The organism is Pseudomonas sp. SMV7, from assembly GCF_052041995.1.
Classification (GTDB): domain Bacteria; phylum Pseudomonadota; class Gammaproteobacteria; order Pseudomonadales; family Pseudomonadaceae; genus Aquipseudomonas.
On sequence record NZ_JBKGGT010000002.1, the window covers coordinates 386,513 to 401,394 of the forward strand.

A 14,882-nucleotide genomic window follows, 5' to 3' on the forward strand; every position below is an offset into this window, starting at 1 on the left:
CGAGCCGGCGCACCAACCCTTCATTTGGCAGGTGAAGCGCCTGCCTTGCCCAAGGCGATCTCTTCGCGCAGACGGCCAAGCACACGCTGGGTGTTGTCTACGCACGGCATGCCGTCCGGCTTGCTTTCAATACCATCGATCACCATCAGCAACTGCTCCTTGTTGCGAGCCAGGCGCTGCTGCAACAGTTCGATCTCCTCGACCTTGCGCTTCAATCCGGACAGCAGTTGGTCATGACGCCAACCTTGTGCACTCACCGGCAACAGATGGCGGATTTCATCCAGGGTGAAGCCTGCTGCCTGGGCGCTTGTGATCACTTCCAGTATCCAGACCGCATCAGCCGAATAGTCACGGTAACCATTGGCCTTGCGTTCAACGGATTGAATCAGCCCGCTTGCCTCGTAGAAACGGATTCGCGAAGCGGCAAGGCCGGTGATTTTCGCCAGTTCCCCTATCCTCATTCAACACCTGTACGCACGTCTTGAGCTTGAAGCTCACTTTAATCCCGCCAGCGCAAAAGCACCAACCTGGGTTACGGATGCAAATCATACGCTTGGGCAGAGCGACCCAACTCAGCCTCCCGGGTCTACGCTGGTCTTGTCTTGAAATCGGCGCAACGAAGGCTTGACCTTAAAGTTCACCTCAATCTTAAGGTAGGCGCCTTCCAATCAGCTTTCCAGGAGATCCAATGCAAACCGTTCTAGGCGCAACTGGCCAGATAGCCATGGAGTTGGCACGGGAACTGAACCGGACCTTTACCAAGGACATCCGGCTGGTCAGTCGCAATCCGCGCAAAGTCAGCGATTCCGACACGCTGGTCGCGGCTGACTTGCTCGACGCCAGTCAGACGACCAAGGCCGTTGAAGGGAGCAGCATCGTTTATTTCACCGCAGGTCTCCCACCAGATACACGACGCTGGGAAACGCAGTTCCCCACGATGCTGCAAAACGCTCTTGATGCAGCTCGCGCAGCGGCTGCCAGCTTCGTCTATTTCGATAACACGTATATGTATCCGCAAGATGATCGCCTGCTGACCGAGGACACGCCCTTCGCACCGGTCGGGCGCAAAGGCCGGGTTCGTGCGCGCATGGCGTCAATGGTATTGCAGGATATGCAACGCGGTGACATTCCTGTCGTCATCGGCCGCGCTCCGGAGTTCTACGGGCCCGGCAAGACGCAAAGCATCACCAATACCTTGATCATCGACAACATGAAGGCCGGCAGGACACCCCGCGTCCCGGTGCGGGACGATACCCTGCGCACACTTATCTGGACGCCGGATGCAAGCCGGGCACTGGCGGCGCTGGGGAATACACCAGACGCATTCGGGCAGACCTGGCACCTGCCGTGTGATGACGAGCGGCTGACCTACCAGCAATTTGTCAGCCTGGCGGCCCAGATCTGTGGCAGCGAGGCTACTTATAAAGTGCTGGGCAAATTGGCGCTGACAACTGCAGGCCTGGTATCCCGGCAGGTGCGCGAGCTGCGGGAGCTGCTGCCACGGTACGCACACGACAACCTGTTCGACTCCTCGAAATACAAGCAGCGGTTTCCCGATTTCAAGGTCACGAGTTACCGTCAAGGGCTCACGCAGATCTGGAACGAGCGGCTGGGCTGACAGTGGCCAAGCGCCACGGACATACAAGGATGTACCTCTGAGCGCGAGGAGCCAGCAGGCTCCTCGACATTGGCCTGGGGTCTTTGTCGAACTCGACTTGAACTTCAGATATCGACGGCGTGCTGCAACCCTCCCGCCAACGGCAACTCATAGGACTTCTTCACCGTCCGTACCACCAAGGTCGATGAATAGGTACGAATCGGAATTTCCCGGTAGGTGTCGAGAAACCGGTAGATGTAGTCGGTGTATTCGGTGGCGTCATGAAACTTGGCCACCATGACGAAATCGAACTCGCCGGTCATCAGGTAGCAGTCCTGGATCTCCGGGTGGCTGGCCAGGATGTGCTGCATCTTGCGGTCGATGTCGTTGCTGTCGCGGTCCAGCTTGACCAGAAAAAAGGCCGTCACCTGAATGCCCAGCTTGCGCTCGTCCAGTATCGCGACCTTGGCCTTGATGATGCCGGCGCTTTCCAGGCGCCGGATCCGCCGGTAGCAACTGGTGGAAGACAGCCCGACGCTGTCACTGAGCAACTCCAGATTCTGGCAGCAATCCTTTTGCAGTTTTCCCAGAATCTTCAGATCCATGGCGTCTGTCATTTTTCCCGTGTCTTCCTTGAAAAAATGCAATGAATCCGCCGCACGGACGCGCCAAGTTGCACGATTCCCTGCGCGCTGGCCCTCTAACATCAACTCAGCTTAGCAGCCCGGCCAGATCTGGCCTCCAGGGCGCAGGAGAGGGACCTCATGATCATTGCCAAACCGACGTGGACGGCGGACATCTACAACCTTTTTACCGCCCCCTACTGGATTCCTGCCGCGCAGCGGGCGGCCGTGTCAGCCTCCTGGATCGGCTGCATGAACGGCTATTTCGTGTACCTGGACGACCCGGCGTCGGTCAAGGCCTGGTCAGAAACCATCTACCAGCACCTGGCCTCGCGCAACATGCCGCTGACCCTCGACCAGCAGCAGTTCTGGCCCATCGATGCGCTGGAAACCTTCCGCTTGTGGGTCAACCAGGGCTGGCGTCTCGACGCCAGTTCGCCCTTCGATGTGGCCGAGCGCATTCCGCCGCCAGACCTGCCGCACCCGGTCAAGCGGGTACGGCAGGACATCCGCGCACTGAGCCTCGAGGAACTCAACCTGTACCGCGCCCGCCTGGATGACGTGATGCAGGTGGGCGACCCCGACAGCGGTTCGCCGTGGCAACGCTACGCCTACATCCATACCAACTGGTGCCTGCATTACCAGGAGGCGTTCGCCCTGTGGCACCGCGCTTACCTGTTGTACCTGGAACAACTGATCGACTGTGCCATCCCCTACTGGGACTGGATGGCCGAAGATGCCAGCGTCGACGGCAGCCCACAGGCCGGCCTGCCCCAGGCCTTTCTCGACGAAACCTACGTGCATCCGCACAGCGGCGAGACCCGGCGCAACCCGCTGCGTTACGCCGCGGCCAAAGACGGACGGTCCAAGGCTTGCGCCAGTGGTGCGGCCAATGAACCGGACTGCCGCTATGTGCAGCGCAATCCGCTGTTCTACACCCGTGGTGAAGAATCGCGCCTGGACCGCACCCGTTTGTACGGCATGAGCCGGATTTTCCAACAACAGGTGCTGGACGCCCTGAAGTTCACCACGTTCAGCCAGCCACAGGGCGTACCTGGCTATCCCTGGGCCAACATTCCGGTGTTCGACCCGCCCCAGGAAGACCGCCTGTACCCTAATCGTGCGCTCAATTTCGACGGCCTGTACGAGCAACCGCACGACAATTATCACGGCTGGATCGGCGGCGACATGGCCGACAACGCCTACACCGCCTTCGACCCGGTATTCTGCTCCTACCACGCCAACATCGACCGCATGCTCGAGGTCTGGATCAGGACCAACCCGGGGGCGCAGTTCACCACGCAATGCCTGTTGCAGCCATTTTCAGGCCGCGACGCCACGCAGGTCACCTTTACCAGCGCCGACGCCTGGCGCTACACCACGCTCGGCGACATGGCCCAGGACAGCCGGCATATCGGCTACGACTACGGTGTGCCGGTGGCGCCGCAATTTGGCACGCGCAAGCCGACTCGCCACGCCTGTTGCGAGCACGGCGCAGTGGCCGCCACCGTGGAAAATGGCACTGCAGGGCCCGGCCCGTGGGTGGTGTTCGATCATGTGCGCTGCACCCACGACACCTATCTGATCGACGTGTTTCTCGATCAGCCCGACGCCACCGCACAGCACGTCAGCGCCGACAACCCTCACTACGTGGGGCGCTTCAGCCGCATCGGCATGGGCCTGGAGGACGACAAGGGCCGCTGTATCAGCCATGGCGTGTCGCGCGCATTAAATGCGGCCCGCAACGCCACTGCGCTGGGCCTTGGCCCCGCCGACGCAGTGCAGGTGTCGCTGCTGGTGACCCATCTCGACAGTGGCCGCGTGCTGACGCCTGACGAATACATCCACCTGCCCGGTTTCATCGCCCAACTGGTGTGGGACGACCCACGCCAGACCCTCGCCGGCCCGCCCCCGGTCGCCGGCTGCTGCTCCGTTTCCACCCCACGCACACCTGGAGAACCGACATGAGCACGCCCTTCAACCAGTTCACTTCTCCCGCCGAACAAGCGCCCAAGGACTACAACAAGCTGGGCCTGGAAGACCAGCTGCCGACGTTCGAACGCGACTGGAACAACTACCTCACCGGCTGGACCGAATCGTCCATCATCGGCAACCCGTGGTCGAGCCTGTACGACGCGCCGCGCTCGGGCTACTACAACCCGCTGGTGGAAGGTTTCGGTGATGTGGTGGTGCCGGCGATCACCTGGGCACCCTTCCCCAACCGGCTATGGACGTTCTTTTACAACAACGGTGCCGCAGTCATTCCCCAGCTGGGCGGCAAAGCCATGACCCTGCAACAGGTGATGGAGCTGGCCGACTACGGTCAGATCACCCTCAACGACACCCTCTACACGCTGTACGACCCGGACAACAAGGGCACCCTGCTGCAGCTGCCGGCCAAACGCTGCCCCAGCATCGACTGGAACGGCAAGTACACCGCGTTCTCGCCCTCCGGCCCACGCGGCTGGCTGGATGAATACTGCGAGTGGTCGATCGTGCGCGATGCCAACGGCAACATGCGCAAGATCACCTTCACCTGCGAAAACCCGGCGTACTACCTGGCCATGTGGCGCATCGACCCGAACGCCGTGCTGGGCCTGTACCGCGAATACATCGACCCCAACGTGCAGCTCGAAGACCTGTACCTGCGCTACACCGTCGACTGCCCGACCGGCAAGGCTGGCGACCCGGTCATCGACCCCACCACCGGGCTGCCGGCCTATGACACGGTCAACAAGTGGAATGCCGGCACGGCCTGTGTGCCCGGCCAATATGGCGGGGCCATGCACCTGACCTCCGGCCCCAACACCCTCAGCGCCGAGGTGTACCTGGCCGCCGCCGCCACCATCCTGCGCCCGGTGACCAGCAGCCAGAACGCCCAGTCGCTGATCTGCTGCGCCCAGTATGGGCAGAACTATCGCAACTCCGACCCGCACATCGGCTTCATGGCCAACTCCAAGGCAGTGAACAACCGCTTGTCACTGACCAACCCGATTGGCCTGTACCTGCAGCAACCCACCGACTTCAGCGCCTGGAAAGGCCCGCAAGGCCAGGACGTGAGCCAGTATTGGCGGGTTACGCGCGGCACTGCCAAGTCGGCCGCCAACGGTTCCGACCAGATCCTCCAGGCCGTGTTCGAAGTGCCGGAAAGCGCAGGCTTCTCGATCAACCAGATCACCATCAACAAGCAACCGGTCGACTATGTGTGGGTGATCGCCGAACAACTGCTGGTGGGCCTGAGCGTCAGTGCCCTCCCGCCTGCCACCACGCCGCCTTCCTTCCCCTGCGTGCAGGACCGGGTGGCAGGCCTGCAGCCCTGGCCGGTGCAATTGCTGCCGGTGGACCTGTTCTATGGCCAGTCGCCCACTGACCTGCCGGCCTGCCTTGCGCCGGGCAGCAGCAACCAGTTCGTGCTGGTGGTACAGGGCGCCGACCCGAACACCACGGCGCAGAGTGCCAGGGTGCAGTTCTCCAACCCAGGCATTACCGCGCAGGTCACCCAGTTCCTGCCTGACGCCTCGGCCATCCCCGGGCAGACCAATGCGGGCGGCACCCAGGCCTACATCCTCAGCATCACGGTCAGCCCCAGCGCCGCCCCCGGCCTGGTAACGGTACGTGCCCTGAACCCGGGCGAGGACGTGAACGTGAGCGCGGCGGACCACCCGTGGGAATCCGGCCTGGCGCTGGTGCCTGGCGCCTGAAGCACGCCCTCTATTGCCGCACCTTCGGGTGCGGCTTCACTGCTTGCAAGGAGCGCGATGATGTCCAGGTTACGCTTGAGTCTCCTGTCGCTACTAAGCGGCATGCTGCTGTGCCTGTCGACCCTGCCAGCCGCCACGGCGGCGCCAATGTCGGACGCCGACACCTGTGTGCAGCAGCAGTTGGTGTTCAACCCGGGCAGCGGCGGGTTCCTCCCGGTCAACAACTTCAATGCCAGCAACCAGGCGTTCATGAACTGTTTTGCCTGGCAGTTGTTCATTGCCCTGAACTGGCCGGTGAATCCCGGCTGGCCAGCCACCGCCAGCCTGGCCGGCGAGCCCGACATGAACAGTAGCCTGGCGCAGTTCGGTGTGCCCTCGGAGCCTGGGCAACCGATGAGCGTGGCGCCGGTGTGGGCCAGCTACAAGGACGCCAACGACATCTTCCTGCCCGGCGCCCCCAAGCCCAGCGGCTGGGGCGTGCAAACCCTGGTGCCAGCCGGTTGCAGCACCCAGGGCAGCCTGCAGGCCCTCAAGGTCGGTGCCCGCAAGTTCATGAACGCCACCTCCGAAGGCGCGATCAACGCCGTGCACGGTTTCCACCTGTCCAGCGGGACACTCGCGTCCATTCCCGACCCGGTGATGGAAGCGTCCGGCGGCTGGCTGACGGATCAGGCGGGCAACCTGGTGTTCTTTGAACGCAAGGTGGGCAAGGCCGAGTTCGACTACATCGTCGACAAGGGGCTCTACGACGCCGCCAACCAGCTGAAGGTGGCGCAGAACGCCGACGGCACTACGCCCGAAGGGCTGTCGTTGCCGATCGGCGAGCCGATGCGCTCGCTGCCGCCGTCGCCGGTGCCGCAGGAACAACTTGGCGCGATCGAACTCAAGGCCGCCTGGCGCATACTGACCGGCAAACCCGAACTGTTCGGGCGCTACCTGACCACCGTCGCCTGGCTCAAGCGCCCCGACACGCTGACCTGTACCCAGGAGGTGGTGGGGCTGGTGGGCCTGCATATCATCAACAAGACCCAGGCATCGCCGAACTTCATCTGGACCACCTTCGAGCAGGTCGACAACGTGCCCGAGCCGGGCCAGGTACCGCCGCAACAAACCCCGCCGAACGGCTTCGCCTTCAACAACCCGGCCTGCGGCAGCGGCCCTGAGTGTGAACCGAACGTGCCCCGTATCCAATGCAAGCAACACCACCCCGACCGGGACTGCACCGATCTGTTCCCACGCGACCAGCCAGTGCAGACCACTCGCGAGCATCCTGTGCCGAGCGACCTGCAAGCGCTGAACGGCGCCGTGCAGGCCAGCTTCGCGCAGCACAGCCAGGGCAAGTCGGTGTTCCAGTACTACAAACTGATCAACGTACTCTGGACCCTCGCGCCCAACCCGCCCAGCCCGGAACCAGGCGCCAACGCGCCGGTGCCGTTGTCGTACGGTGCGTACATCAGCCAGGGCAACGTGCCGGTGGCCAACACCACCCTGGAAACCTATGTGCAGGGTGATGCCTGCAACCAGTGCCATCAGTACGCGACGATTGCCGGCAGCAGCTCGTTGGCCTCGGACTTCTCGTTCCTGTTCAACAGTGCCAGCTCCGCCAGCAAGCACAGCCTGATCAAGCGTGTCCAGAGCTTCGAAACCCTGAAGGAGCGTCGCTGAAGCGCAAACGGGGCGATCATCGATCGCCCCGACGCCGGTTGCGCCCTAGCCAGGCCCGCGGCGAAACACCAGCACCCGGGCCACGCTGCGCTGGCACACGGCGCCGTCCTGATTGCAGGTTTCGCTTTCCAGCAGCGCCATGCCCCGCTCAGGTCGCGACCTGGAAGCGGTCAGCTCCTTCACCGTTGTCGTCACGCGCAATCTGTCGCCCGGGCGCACGGCCTGTGGCCAGCTGATCTCGCTGCCAGCACCGATCAGCCCGCCAGCCAGCGGCACGCTAGCAACCAGCAAGCGCATCGTTACTGCCGCCGTATGCCATCCGCTTGCCGCAAGGCCATTGAAAAAGCTCGCCTGCGCCGCTTCGGCATCGGTATGAAAGGGCTGCGGATCGAACTCGGCGGCGAAGTGCAAAATGCGCTCGGTGGTCATTTCATAAGACTCGCTGGTGAAAGACGCACCCACCGCAAGGTCTTCGAAATACAGCTTGTTCTGCTCGACAGCTGCCATGTGCTCTCTCCTGGTTCGATGTGAAGGGCCTCTGACGCCCTGTTGTTCATGCAGAAACGACCCGCCTGGCATCCCGCCGCACTGCTTGCGGCGGCACGCCGAAGCCGCGGATGAACACCTCGCGCATGTGCCGCCGGTCCCTGAAGCCGGTCTCCCTGGCGACCACATCGAGGCTATGCCGGCTCTGCTCGATCATCAACCGCGCGGCCTCCAGGCGCAGGCCTTCCACGGCCTTGGCCGGTGATTGCCCGGTTTCGGCGGTGAATACGCGGGTAAACTGACGCGGGCTCAGATGCACCACCCCGGCCAGTTCCTCGACGCTCAACGAACGGCTCAGATGCTTGCGGGCATAATCCAGCGCGGCCTGGATACGGTCCGAGCGGGGTGACAAGGCAAGCAGCTCGGAATGCTGGGACTGCCCGCCTGAACGGCGCTGGTGCATGACCAGCTTGTGCGCCACCGACCTGGCCACTTCAGCGCCCAGGTCTTTTTCCACCATGCCCAGCGCCATGTCCAGGGCTGCCGTCATGCCGGCGGAGGTCCATACGGAACCCTCCACGATGAAGATGCGGTCTTCCTCCACCTCGACCTGCGGGTACATCTCGCGCAACTTCCTGGCATAGGCCCAGTGCGTTGTCGCTCGTCGCCCGTCCAGCACCCCCGCATGGGCCAGGACGAAGGTGCCGGTGCACAGCCCGGCGGTGCGCCGTGCGCCTTCGACGAAGCCGCGCACACTGGCCAGCACGGCCTCATCAGGTGCCGTCAAGGGCGTCAGGGTGCCAGTGACCATCCAGGTGTCGGCCAGGCCTGCGGCGCCCAAAGCCAGCGTGTCGATATGCATGCCCAGGGAGGAGCGCACGGTGCCGCCCTGGATGGAGAAGTTCTGAATCCTGTAGACCGCTTCGCCGGTGACGATATTGGCAAACTCGAACACCGCCTGGGTCGCCAGGGACATGATCTGGAAGCCTTCGGTCATCAGATAGCCAACCCGGTGCATCGTCGAAACTCCTGCTGCAATGTCTCGAAAGCGTACCATATACGTCGTTTGAGACAAGCGTGGCCCTTGTCATCATGGCTGCACCGCAACTCACCCTGGAGCATGACCATGACGCAGCAATACAAAGGCACCGCGCTCATCACTGGCGCTTCCACCGGAATCGGCTCGATCTACGCCGAACGCCTGGCCCGTCGCGGCTACGACCTGGTACTGGTGGCGCGCAACCGCGAGCGCCTGAATGACCTGGCCAGCCGCCTTACCAGCGAAACCCGACAGAATGTTGAAGTGTTTCCGGCAGACCTGGGCAATGCCGGTGACCTGGCCAAGGTGGAGCGCAAGCTGCGCGAAGACGCCAGTATCAGCCTGCTGGTGAACAACGCCGGCATCGGCACCCATACCAGCCTGCTGGAAAGTGATGTCGAGCGCATGGCCGAAATGATCACCCTCAACGTCACCGCCCTCACCCGCCTGACCTACGCCGCCGTGCCGGGCTTTGTCGCTCGCCGGCAAGGCGCGGTGATCAACATCTCGTCGGTGGTGAGCCTCGCCCCGGAGCGGCTCAATGGCGTGTACGGCGGCAGCAAGGCCTATGTCACCGCCTTCAGCCATTCCCTGCACAGGGAGCTTGCCGACCAGGGCATCCAGATCCAGGCGGTACTGCCCGGCGCCACCGCCACCGACTTCTGGCAGATCGGCGGCTTGCCGGTCGAAAACCTGGACCCCGCCATCGTGATGTCGGCCGCAGACCTGGTGGACGGTGCCCTGCAGGATTTTGACGCCGGCAAGCTGATCTCCATTCCCTCGCTGCATGACCTCGAGGCGTTCGAGCGCTACGAAGCCAGCCGCCAGGCCCTGTTCAGCCAGCTGTCCAATAACCGCCTTGCCCCGCGTTACGCCGCCAATTGAGCTGCAGAGGAAACGGAACCATGAAACTCAGCGCCAACACCATTTTCATCACCGGCGGTACCTCGGGCATTGGTCGTGCCCTCGCCGAAGCTTTCCATCAGCGTGGCAACCAGGTGATCGTGGCGGGCCGCCGTCAGGCACTGCTGGACGAGATCGCCCAGGCCAACCCCGGTATCGATACCGTGCGGCTCGACATCAACGACCCGCAGCAGATCAAGGAAGTCGCCCAGGAGGTCATCCGGCGCCACCCTGCGCTGAACGTGATCATCAACAACGCTGGCATCATGCCCTTCGACAACCCGGCATCCGGTGACCATGACGATGCCCAGGCGGTGAGCCTGCTGCAGACCAACCTGCTCGGCCCGGTACGTGTCAGCGCCGCTTTCGTCGAACACCTGAAACGCCAGCCTGAAGCCTACATCATCAACAACAGCTCGGTGCTGGCCTACTTGCCGCTGGCAGCCACCGCGCTGTATTCGGCGACCAAGGCTGCCCTGCACTCCTATTCCCTGTCGCAGCGCTTCAGCCTGCGTGACACCAGCGTGAACGTGCTGGAGATCGCCCCGCCATGGGTCGATACCGACCTGGTTCACAAAAGCGGTGATGAACGCGCCATGCCGCTCGATGCGTTCATCGAAGAAACCCTGGTCAAGCTCGAGACCGCGACAACCGAGGTGCTGGTGGACCGGGTCGTCGCGCTGCGCGCCAACCAGGGGATCAACGAGCACGCGCTGATCAACCAGTTCAACCAGGCGCTGGTCGAAAACCCGATCCCCGTTGCCTGAGTCGGCCCCGTCGGCCGCCCGCACGCATTTACCGCCAGGCCGTCACCAGGCCGAACGGAATGACGCGCCATAGGCATTAGGCGGCAATCGGCTGGCACCATCCGCTCTCAATCGGGAGCGGAAGGTTCCGGTCTGCGGTTGGCTCCGGTACAGCCCACGCTTCTGCAGCTCCGGTACGACCAACTCGACAAAATCCTCCAGCGTCCCGGGGCTGGTCAACGGGTTGAGCATGTAGCCACTGGTAGCCGAAATGCGCGCATGTTCCTCGATGCGGTCGGCCACCTGCTGCGGCGTGCCCACCAGAATCAGGTCGGTGCCCCGCGTGACGTTGGCAAAGCGCTTCCTGACGTCCCCCGCGGTCAACGGCTTGCCGCTGCCATCCGGGCGCATCATGTAGGAGGTCAGGCCTTCGGTGTGGTTCGACAGGGCATCACTGTCGGCATAGCGGCTCAGGTCGAAGCCGGTGTCACCGGCATAGCTGACCAGTTGGGCCTCCAGGTGATAGTTGCTTTGCAACTGATCGTACTTGCGCTGCGCCTCGATCTCGGTTTTGCCGGTGACAATGCGCAGTACCGTCAATGACTGCACATCGCCGCGGTCGCGGCCGCGGGCCTCGGCCATGGCCCAGATCTCTTCCAGGCCCTGGCGGATTTCGTGGGGGTCGGACTTGGCGATGAATATCAGCTCGGCATGTTTGGCGGCGAACTCGCGCCCCCGGCCCGACCAGCCTGCCTGAATGAGCAAGGGCGTGCGCTGTGGTGACGGCGCACAGAGGTGCGGCCCGGCCACCCGGTAACGTTCACCGACGTGGTCGACAGGCTTGACCCGGTGCCCCTGGGCATACAGCTGGCGTGCCTTGTCGGCGACCACCGCATCATCCGCCCAGCTGCCTTCCCACAGTTTGTAGACCACGTCCATGAATTCCTCGGCACGCTCGTAGCGGTCGCCATGCCTGATCATCTGTTCCAGGCCGAAATTGCGCGCCGCGCTGGACAGATACGACGTGACGATGTTCCAGCCGATCCTGCCGTTGGTCATGTGGTCCAGCGTGCTGAACCGCCGGGCGTGGGTGAACGGATGCTCGTAGCTGGTGGTAACGGTGGCACCGAACGCCAGGTTCCGGGTAATCGCAGCCAGCCCCGGGATGATCATCAACGGGTCGTTGGCAGGCGCCTCGACGGCCCATTTCACCGCCGCATCTGCATTACCGCCGAACACGTCGTAGAAACCCAGTACGTCGGCGAAGAACAACATGTCGAGGTTGGCCTGGTCGGCGATCCGGGCCTGGTTGGCCCAGAACTCGAAGGTGTTGGCCGCCAGGCGTTCGTCAGCCGGGTGAGTCCAGAGACTCGGTGCGCCACCGCAGCCGACACTGGCCTGTTCGTAAAGCGCAAACAATAGGGGTTTCGGGTCGGACATCGGCGGTTACTCGGTAGGCAAAAAGTTTTTAAATAGTAAATAGCAATATAAAAACGATTTGAACTACCGATATGGAATATACATGTGCCGCCGGGCTATAGCCCGCAACCGCAATGACGGTCAATGCCGGCGAGACGACCGCAGCAGGCTGTCGATCTCCGCCACGATCTGCCGTGTTGCGTCCTCGATCGGCCCTTCATTACGGCACAGCACCCAGCCGTGTTCCGCGACCGCACGCTCGAACGCCTCGGTACAGGCCACCTGCTCGTCCAGGCTGTGCATGACCGTACTGCCCAGCCCGCGCGTTCGTGCCGCCGCCCTTGCCCATGAGGTAACCGGGGCCGTGACCACCCCGACGTGCAGATCCGGCACTTGCACCTTGCGCGCAATGTTCAGCCGCAGGATCTCGGCGAACGGCACTGTGCGGCGGAATGCGGCATCCGAGGGGTACCAGCGATCGATCAGAATGATGCTGCCCGGTGGTTGCGCTGGCAGGATCTGCCGGGAAATCCAGGCACGGCTTTCGGCAAGGCGCTCGCACACGCTCAACTCAAGCTCCCGGCAGGGCTGCCTGGCCAGCTGGTTGACCAGGGCCATGGTTGCTCCCCGCCAGGGGTCGCTGTTCTTTTCGCTCAGCCGGATGACTTTGTGCCGGGCCACCCTCAAGGCCTGGGTAACCGCCTCAAGCAGCGTAGTCTTGCCAGTGCCCTTGGGCCCATCGATGGAAACAAACAGCGGGCGGATCATCGTACAGTACCAGTCGGGCCGGGCGCAGGATGAGAGCATTGATCGTGGCATGGCTGCAAGGAGTACCCGACAGGAGAACATCTGTATCCCCAAGCACTGCGCCAGCCCTGCCAGACGCTCAGGCGGGCTGCTCGTCGACAAGCGGCCAATCTGCACTGACCACGCGGTTGCGCCCGGTTTCCTTGGCTTTGTACAAGCGCTCGTCGGCGCATTTGAGGATGGCGCTGGAGGTTTGCTCTGCGGAGCTGCGACAGGCAACCCCGATGGAAATCGTCATGGCCCCGACCTTGTCCAGCGGGCTGGTCGCGATCGTCGTGCGGATGCGTTCGGCAATCTCGGTGGCCATTTGCAGGCCAGTATCCGGCAACAACAGGCAGAACTCTTCTCCCCCGGCACGGCAAGCCAGGTCGCCTGCGCGGGAACAGGACTGGATAATGCCCGCGATATGCTGCAGGGCGACATCGCCCACATCGTGCCCCCAGGTATCGTTCACCCGCTTGAAGTGGTCGATATCCAGCGCCAGCGCGCAGTACGGCTGCGCCTGCGTGTCGAGGATAGCCAGCGCAGCGTTCATGCCCCGACGGTTGACCAGGCCGGTCAGCGGGTCACTCTCTGCAGCATGGTTGAGGCTGCTGATCTTCTGGTCCAGCGACTGGATCCCTGACACCAGTGCGCTGCGAATCGCCGCGGCCTCGGCATACCAGGCGTTCACCGCATGCAATTCGCGGCTGGCGGCAAGCTCGGGAACATGTTGCGCACTGTTGGCCAACTGGCGCAGCGGACGCGTCACCCAGGTGGACACCACCAGCATCAGTGCCAGCCCGAGCAGGCTCACCGGAAGCAGCTTGAACAACATGTCATGCATCAGGTTACGCAACGGATGCAACGCGTTGTCTCGCGGCTGCTGGGTGACCACTGCCCAGTGCGCGCCCTTGACCTCGGCATACCCGGCCAACATCGGGATACCCCGGTAATCTGTCGTCTCCAGCTCCCCCTCTTGCCCGCCGCGCAAGGCGGCATGAGCCGTCGCGCTGGTGCTCAGCACCGCCCCCAGCCTGGTTGCATCCGGGTGGTACAGGATCTGCAGGTTTTCATCAACGACGAAGGCAAATGCATCAGCCAGTTGATGCCCGCCCAGCAGGTTGCTCATGACCCCGTCCTCACGCAGGTTGACCACCCCGCCAATCAAGCCGAGCACGTTGCCCGCGCCGTCGCGTACCGGGTTGGAGATGAGCACACTGAAATGGCCCGCTGGGGAAATGAACGCCTGGCTGACCAACGGGCGCCCTGCGCTTGCCGCTCGCCTGACGGCGTTGGCGAGTTTCACGGCTTTGGCGAAGTCCAGGCGCGGGTAACCGTCAAGGATGTTCCCCGAAGCATCGGCGGTGATCACGATCTGCAGCTCGGAATCCTGCACCTGCAGGCGTTTCACTTCGGCTTGCGCCAGGGCACGGTCGGTAAAACCCGAGCCGATCAGCTGGCTGCTGTATTGCAGGCGCTCGTGCACCGAATGGATGAACTGATCGATGCCCGACGCCACTTTGTAGGCGTAGGCCTTATGCGACTCCAGCGCCGAATGGATCAGCGCGTCCCGCAACACCCCATGGGCCACAACCAGGCACGTGGCCAGGGTGACCACGACACTGGCTGACAACAGCACCAGCATCAGGCCGCGGATGCCAATCAACTGCGCGCTCTTTCGCTCCATGCAACCGGCTCCCCCTGCCCCCTTCAGAGCGTAGAAGACTCCGGTACCGGCGCAAGGGTTGAAACGTAACCTGGTGCAGGAGCGGCCCCTGGCCGCCCCTGCACGAGGGCCTGCATTGGCGCAGGCCTGTCAGGCGTTACACCGCCAGCGCGCGCTCACGCAGCTCGCTGTTGAGGATGCGGTCGTTCTCGCTGTAGTCGACCGGGCAGTCGATCACGTGCACGCCG

General features: G+C 63.2%; 14 protein-coding genes. 6 read left to right on the top strand and 8 right to left on the bottom strand.

Going from position 1 to position 14,882, the window contains the following annotated elements:
- Positions 1-20: 20 nt before the first annotated feature.
- Entirely contained in the window at positions 21-461 is a 441-nt protein-coding gene (locus tag ACLEJP_RS04665) for a MerR family transcriptional regulator (protein ID WP_440804694.1), read from the bottom strand.
- 227 nt (positions 462-688) lie between these two features.
- On the opposite strand from ACLEJP_RS04665, the gene ACLEJP_RS04670 reads away from it, so the two are divergent.
- Positions 689-1,618, top strand: a complete 930-nt coding sequence (locus ACLEJP_RS04670; protein ID WP_440804695.1) for an NAD-dependent epimerase/dehydratase family protein — start codon at positions 689-691, stop codon at positions 1,616-1,618.
- A gap of 104 nt (positions 1,619-1,722) precedes the next feature.
- Here ACLEJP_RS04670 and ACLEJP_RS04675 read toward each other — a convergent pair whose 3' ends face one another.
- Entirely contained in the window at positions 1,723-2,202 is a 480-nt protein-coding gene (locus ACLEJP_RS04675; protein ID WP_440804696.1) for an Lrp/AsnC family transcriptional regulator, read from the bottom strand.
- A 159-nt stretch (positions 2,203-2,361) separates the two neighbouring features.
- On the opposite strand from ACLEJP_RS04675, the gene ACLEJP_RS04680 reads away from it, so the two are divergent.
- Genes ACLEJP_RS04680 through ACLEJP_RS04690 form a run of 3 tightly spaced genes read left to right on the top strand, consistent with a single transcriptional unit; the run spans position 2,362 to position 7,586 of the window.
- Positions 2,362-4,188, top strand: a complete 1,827-nt coding sequence (locus ACLEJP_RS04680) for a tyrosinase family protein (RefSeq protein ID WP_440804697.1) — start codon at positions 2,362-2,364, stop codon at positions 4,186-4,188.
- Entirely contained in the window at positions 4,185-5,921 is a 1,737-nt protein-coding gene (locus ACLEJP_RS04685; RefSeq protein ID WP_440804698.1) for a hypothetical protein, read from the top strand. Before ACLEJP_RS04680 ends, ACLEJP_RS04685 begins: the two co-directional genes overlap by 4 nt.
- A gap of 60 nt (positions 5,922-5,981) precedes the next feature.
- A complete protein-coding gene (locus ACLEJP_RS04690) occupies positions 5,982-7,586 on the top strand; it encodes a hypothetical protein (protein ID WP_440804699.1) in 1,605 nt (534 codons plus the stop codon).
- A gap of 45 nt (positions 7,587-7,631) precedes the next feature.
- Here the strand turns inward: ACLEJP_RS04690 and ACLEJP_RS04695 are convergent, their stop codons facing one another.
- Both ACLEJP_RS04695 and ACLEJP_RS04700 read right to left on the bottom strand, forming a co-directional pair.
- Positions 7,632-8,093 carry a MaoC family dehydratase gene (locus tag ACLEJP_RS04695; protein WP_440804700.1) on the bottom strand — a complete coding sequence of 154 codons (462 nt, stop codon included), beginning with the start codon at positions 8,091-8,093 and terminating at the stop codon, positions 7,632-7,634.
- A 46-nt stretch (positions 8,094-8,139) separates the two neighbouring features.
- Positions 8,140-9,090 carry a GlxA family transcriptional regulator gene (locus tag ACLEJP_RS04700; RefSeq protein WP_440804701.1) on the bottom strand — a complete coding sequence of 317 codons (951 nt, stop codon included), beginning with the start codon at positions 9,088-9,090 and terminating at the stop codon, positions 8,140-8,142.
- A gap of 108 nt (positions 9,091-9,198) precedes the next feature.
- Here ACLEJP_RS04700 and ACLEJP_RS04705 point away from each other — a divergent pair, with 108 nt between their 5' ends.
- Together ACLEJP_RS04705 and ACLEJP_RS04710 are read left to right on the top strand one after the other, a co-directional pair.
- On the top strand, positions 9,199-9,996 hold the full coding sequence (locus tag ACLEJP_RS04705) for an SDR family NAD(P)-dependent oxidoreductase (RefSeq protein WP_440804702.1): 798 nt from the start codon (positions 9,199-9,201) through the stop codon (positions 9,994-9,996).
- A 20-nt stretch (positions 9,997-10,016) separates the two neighbouring features.
- Positions 10,017-10,781 (top strand): SDR family oxidoreductase, encoded by a 765-nt coding sequence (locus ACLEJP_RS04710; protein WP_440804703.1) that lies wholly within the window; start codon positions 10,017-10,019, stop codon positions 10,779-10,781.
- Positions 10,782-10,823: 42 nt separating this feature from the next.
- On the opposite strand, the gene ACLEJP_RS04715 is transcribed toward ACLEJP_RS04710, so the two are convergent.
- From ACLEJP_RS04715 to ACLEJP_RS04730, 4 genes are all read right to left on the bottom strand, one after another.
- Positions 10,824-12,200, bottom strand: a complete 1,377-nt coding sequence (locus ACLEJP_RS04715; RefSeq protein WP_440804704.1) for an LLM class flavin-dependent oxidoreductase — start codon at positions 12,198-12,200, stop codon at positions 10,824-10,826.
- Between the two features lie 120 nt (positions 12,201-12,320).
- Positions 12,321-12,947: a dTMP kinase gene (locus ACLEJP_RS04720; RefSeq protein WP_440804705.1), complete on the bottom strand. Its 627-nt coding sequence runs from the start codon at positions 12,945-12,947 to the stop codon at positions 12,321-12,323.
- A 118-nt stretch (positions 12,948-13,065) separates the two neighbouring features.
- On the bottom strand, positions 13,066-14,655 hold the full coding sequence (locus ACLEJP_RS04725) for a sensor domain-containing diguanylate cyclase (RefSeq protein ID WP_440804706.1): 1,590 nt from the start codon (positions 14,653-14,655) through the stop codon (positions 13,066-13,068).
- Positions 14,656-14,791: 136 nt separating this feature from the next.
- Positions 14,792-14,882, bottom strand: a 91-nt coding sequence (locus ACLEJP_RS04730; protein ID WP_232856785.1) for a hypothetical protein, incomplete at its 5' end; no start/stop codon positions are given.

What these genes read in the sequence shown, in the direction of transcription:
- ACLEJP_RS04665 (WP_440804694.1), bottom strand. Translation starts at nt 461, where the DNA reads ATGAGGATAGGGGAACTGGCGAAAATCACCGGCCTTGCCGCTTCGCGA.
- ACLEJP_RS04670 (WP_440804695.1), top strand. Translation starts at nt 689, where the DNA reads ATGCAAACCGTTCTAGGCGCAACTGGCCAGATAGCCATGGAGTTGGCA.
- ACLEJP_RS04675 (WP_440804696.1), bottom strand. Translation starts at nt 2,202, where the DNA reads ATGGATCTGAAGATTCTGGGAAAACTGCAAAAGGATTGCTGCCAGAAT.
- ACLEJP_RS04680 (WP_440804697.1), top strand. Translation starts at nt 2,362, where the DNA reads ATGATCATTGCCAAACCGACGTGGACGGCGGACATCTACAACCTTTTT.
- ACLEJP_RS04685 (WP_440804698.1), top strand. Translation starts at nt 4,185, where the DNA reads ATGAGCACGCCCTTCAACCAGTTCACTTCTCCCGCCGAACAAGCGCCC.
- ACLEJP_RS04690 (WP_440804699.1), top strand. Translation starts at nt 5,982, where the DNA reads ATGTCCAGGTTACGCTTGAGTCTCCTGTCGCTACTAAGCGGCATGCTG.
- ACLEJP_RS04695 (WP_440804700.1), bottom strand. Translation starts at nt 8,093, where the DNA reads ATGGCAGCTGTCGAGCAGAACAAGCTGTATTTCGAAGACCTTGCGGTG.
- ACLEJP_RS04700 (WP_440804701.1), bottom strand. Translation starts at nt 9,090, where the DNA reads ATGCACCGGGTTGGCTATCTGATGACCGAAGGCTTCCAGATCATGTCC.
- ACLEJP_RS04705 (WP_440804702.1), top strand. Translation starts at nt 9,199, where the DNA reads ATGACGCAGCAATACAAAGGCACCGCGCTCATCACTGGCGCTTCCACC.
- ACLEJP_RS04710 (WP_440804703.1), top strand. Translation starts at nt 10,017, where the DNA reads ATGAAACTCAGCGCCAACACCATTTTCATCACCGGCGGTACCTCGGGC.
- ACLEJP_RS04715 (WP_440804704.1), bottom strand. Translation starts at nt 12,200, where the DNA reads ATGTCCGACCCGAAACCCCTATTGTTTGCGCTTTACGAACAGGCCAGT.
- ACLEJP_RS04720 (WP_440804705.1), bottom strand. Translation starts at nt 12,947, where the DNA reads ATGATCCGCCCGCTGTTTGTTTCCATCGATGGGCCCAAGGGCACTGGC.
- ACLEJP_RS04725 (WP_440804706.1), bottom strand. Translation starts at nt 14,655, where the DNA reads ATGGAGCGAAAGAGCGCGCAGTTGATTGGCATCCGCGGCCTGATGCTG.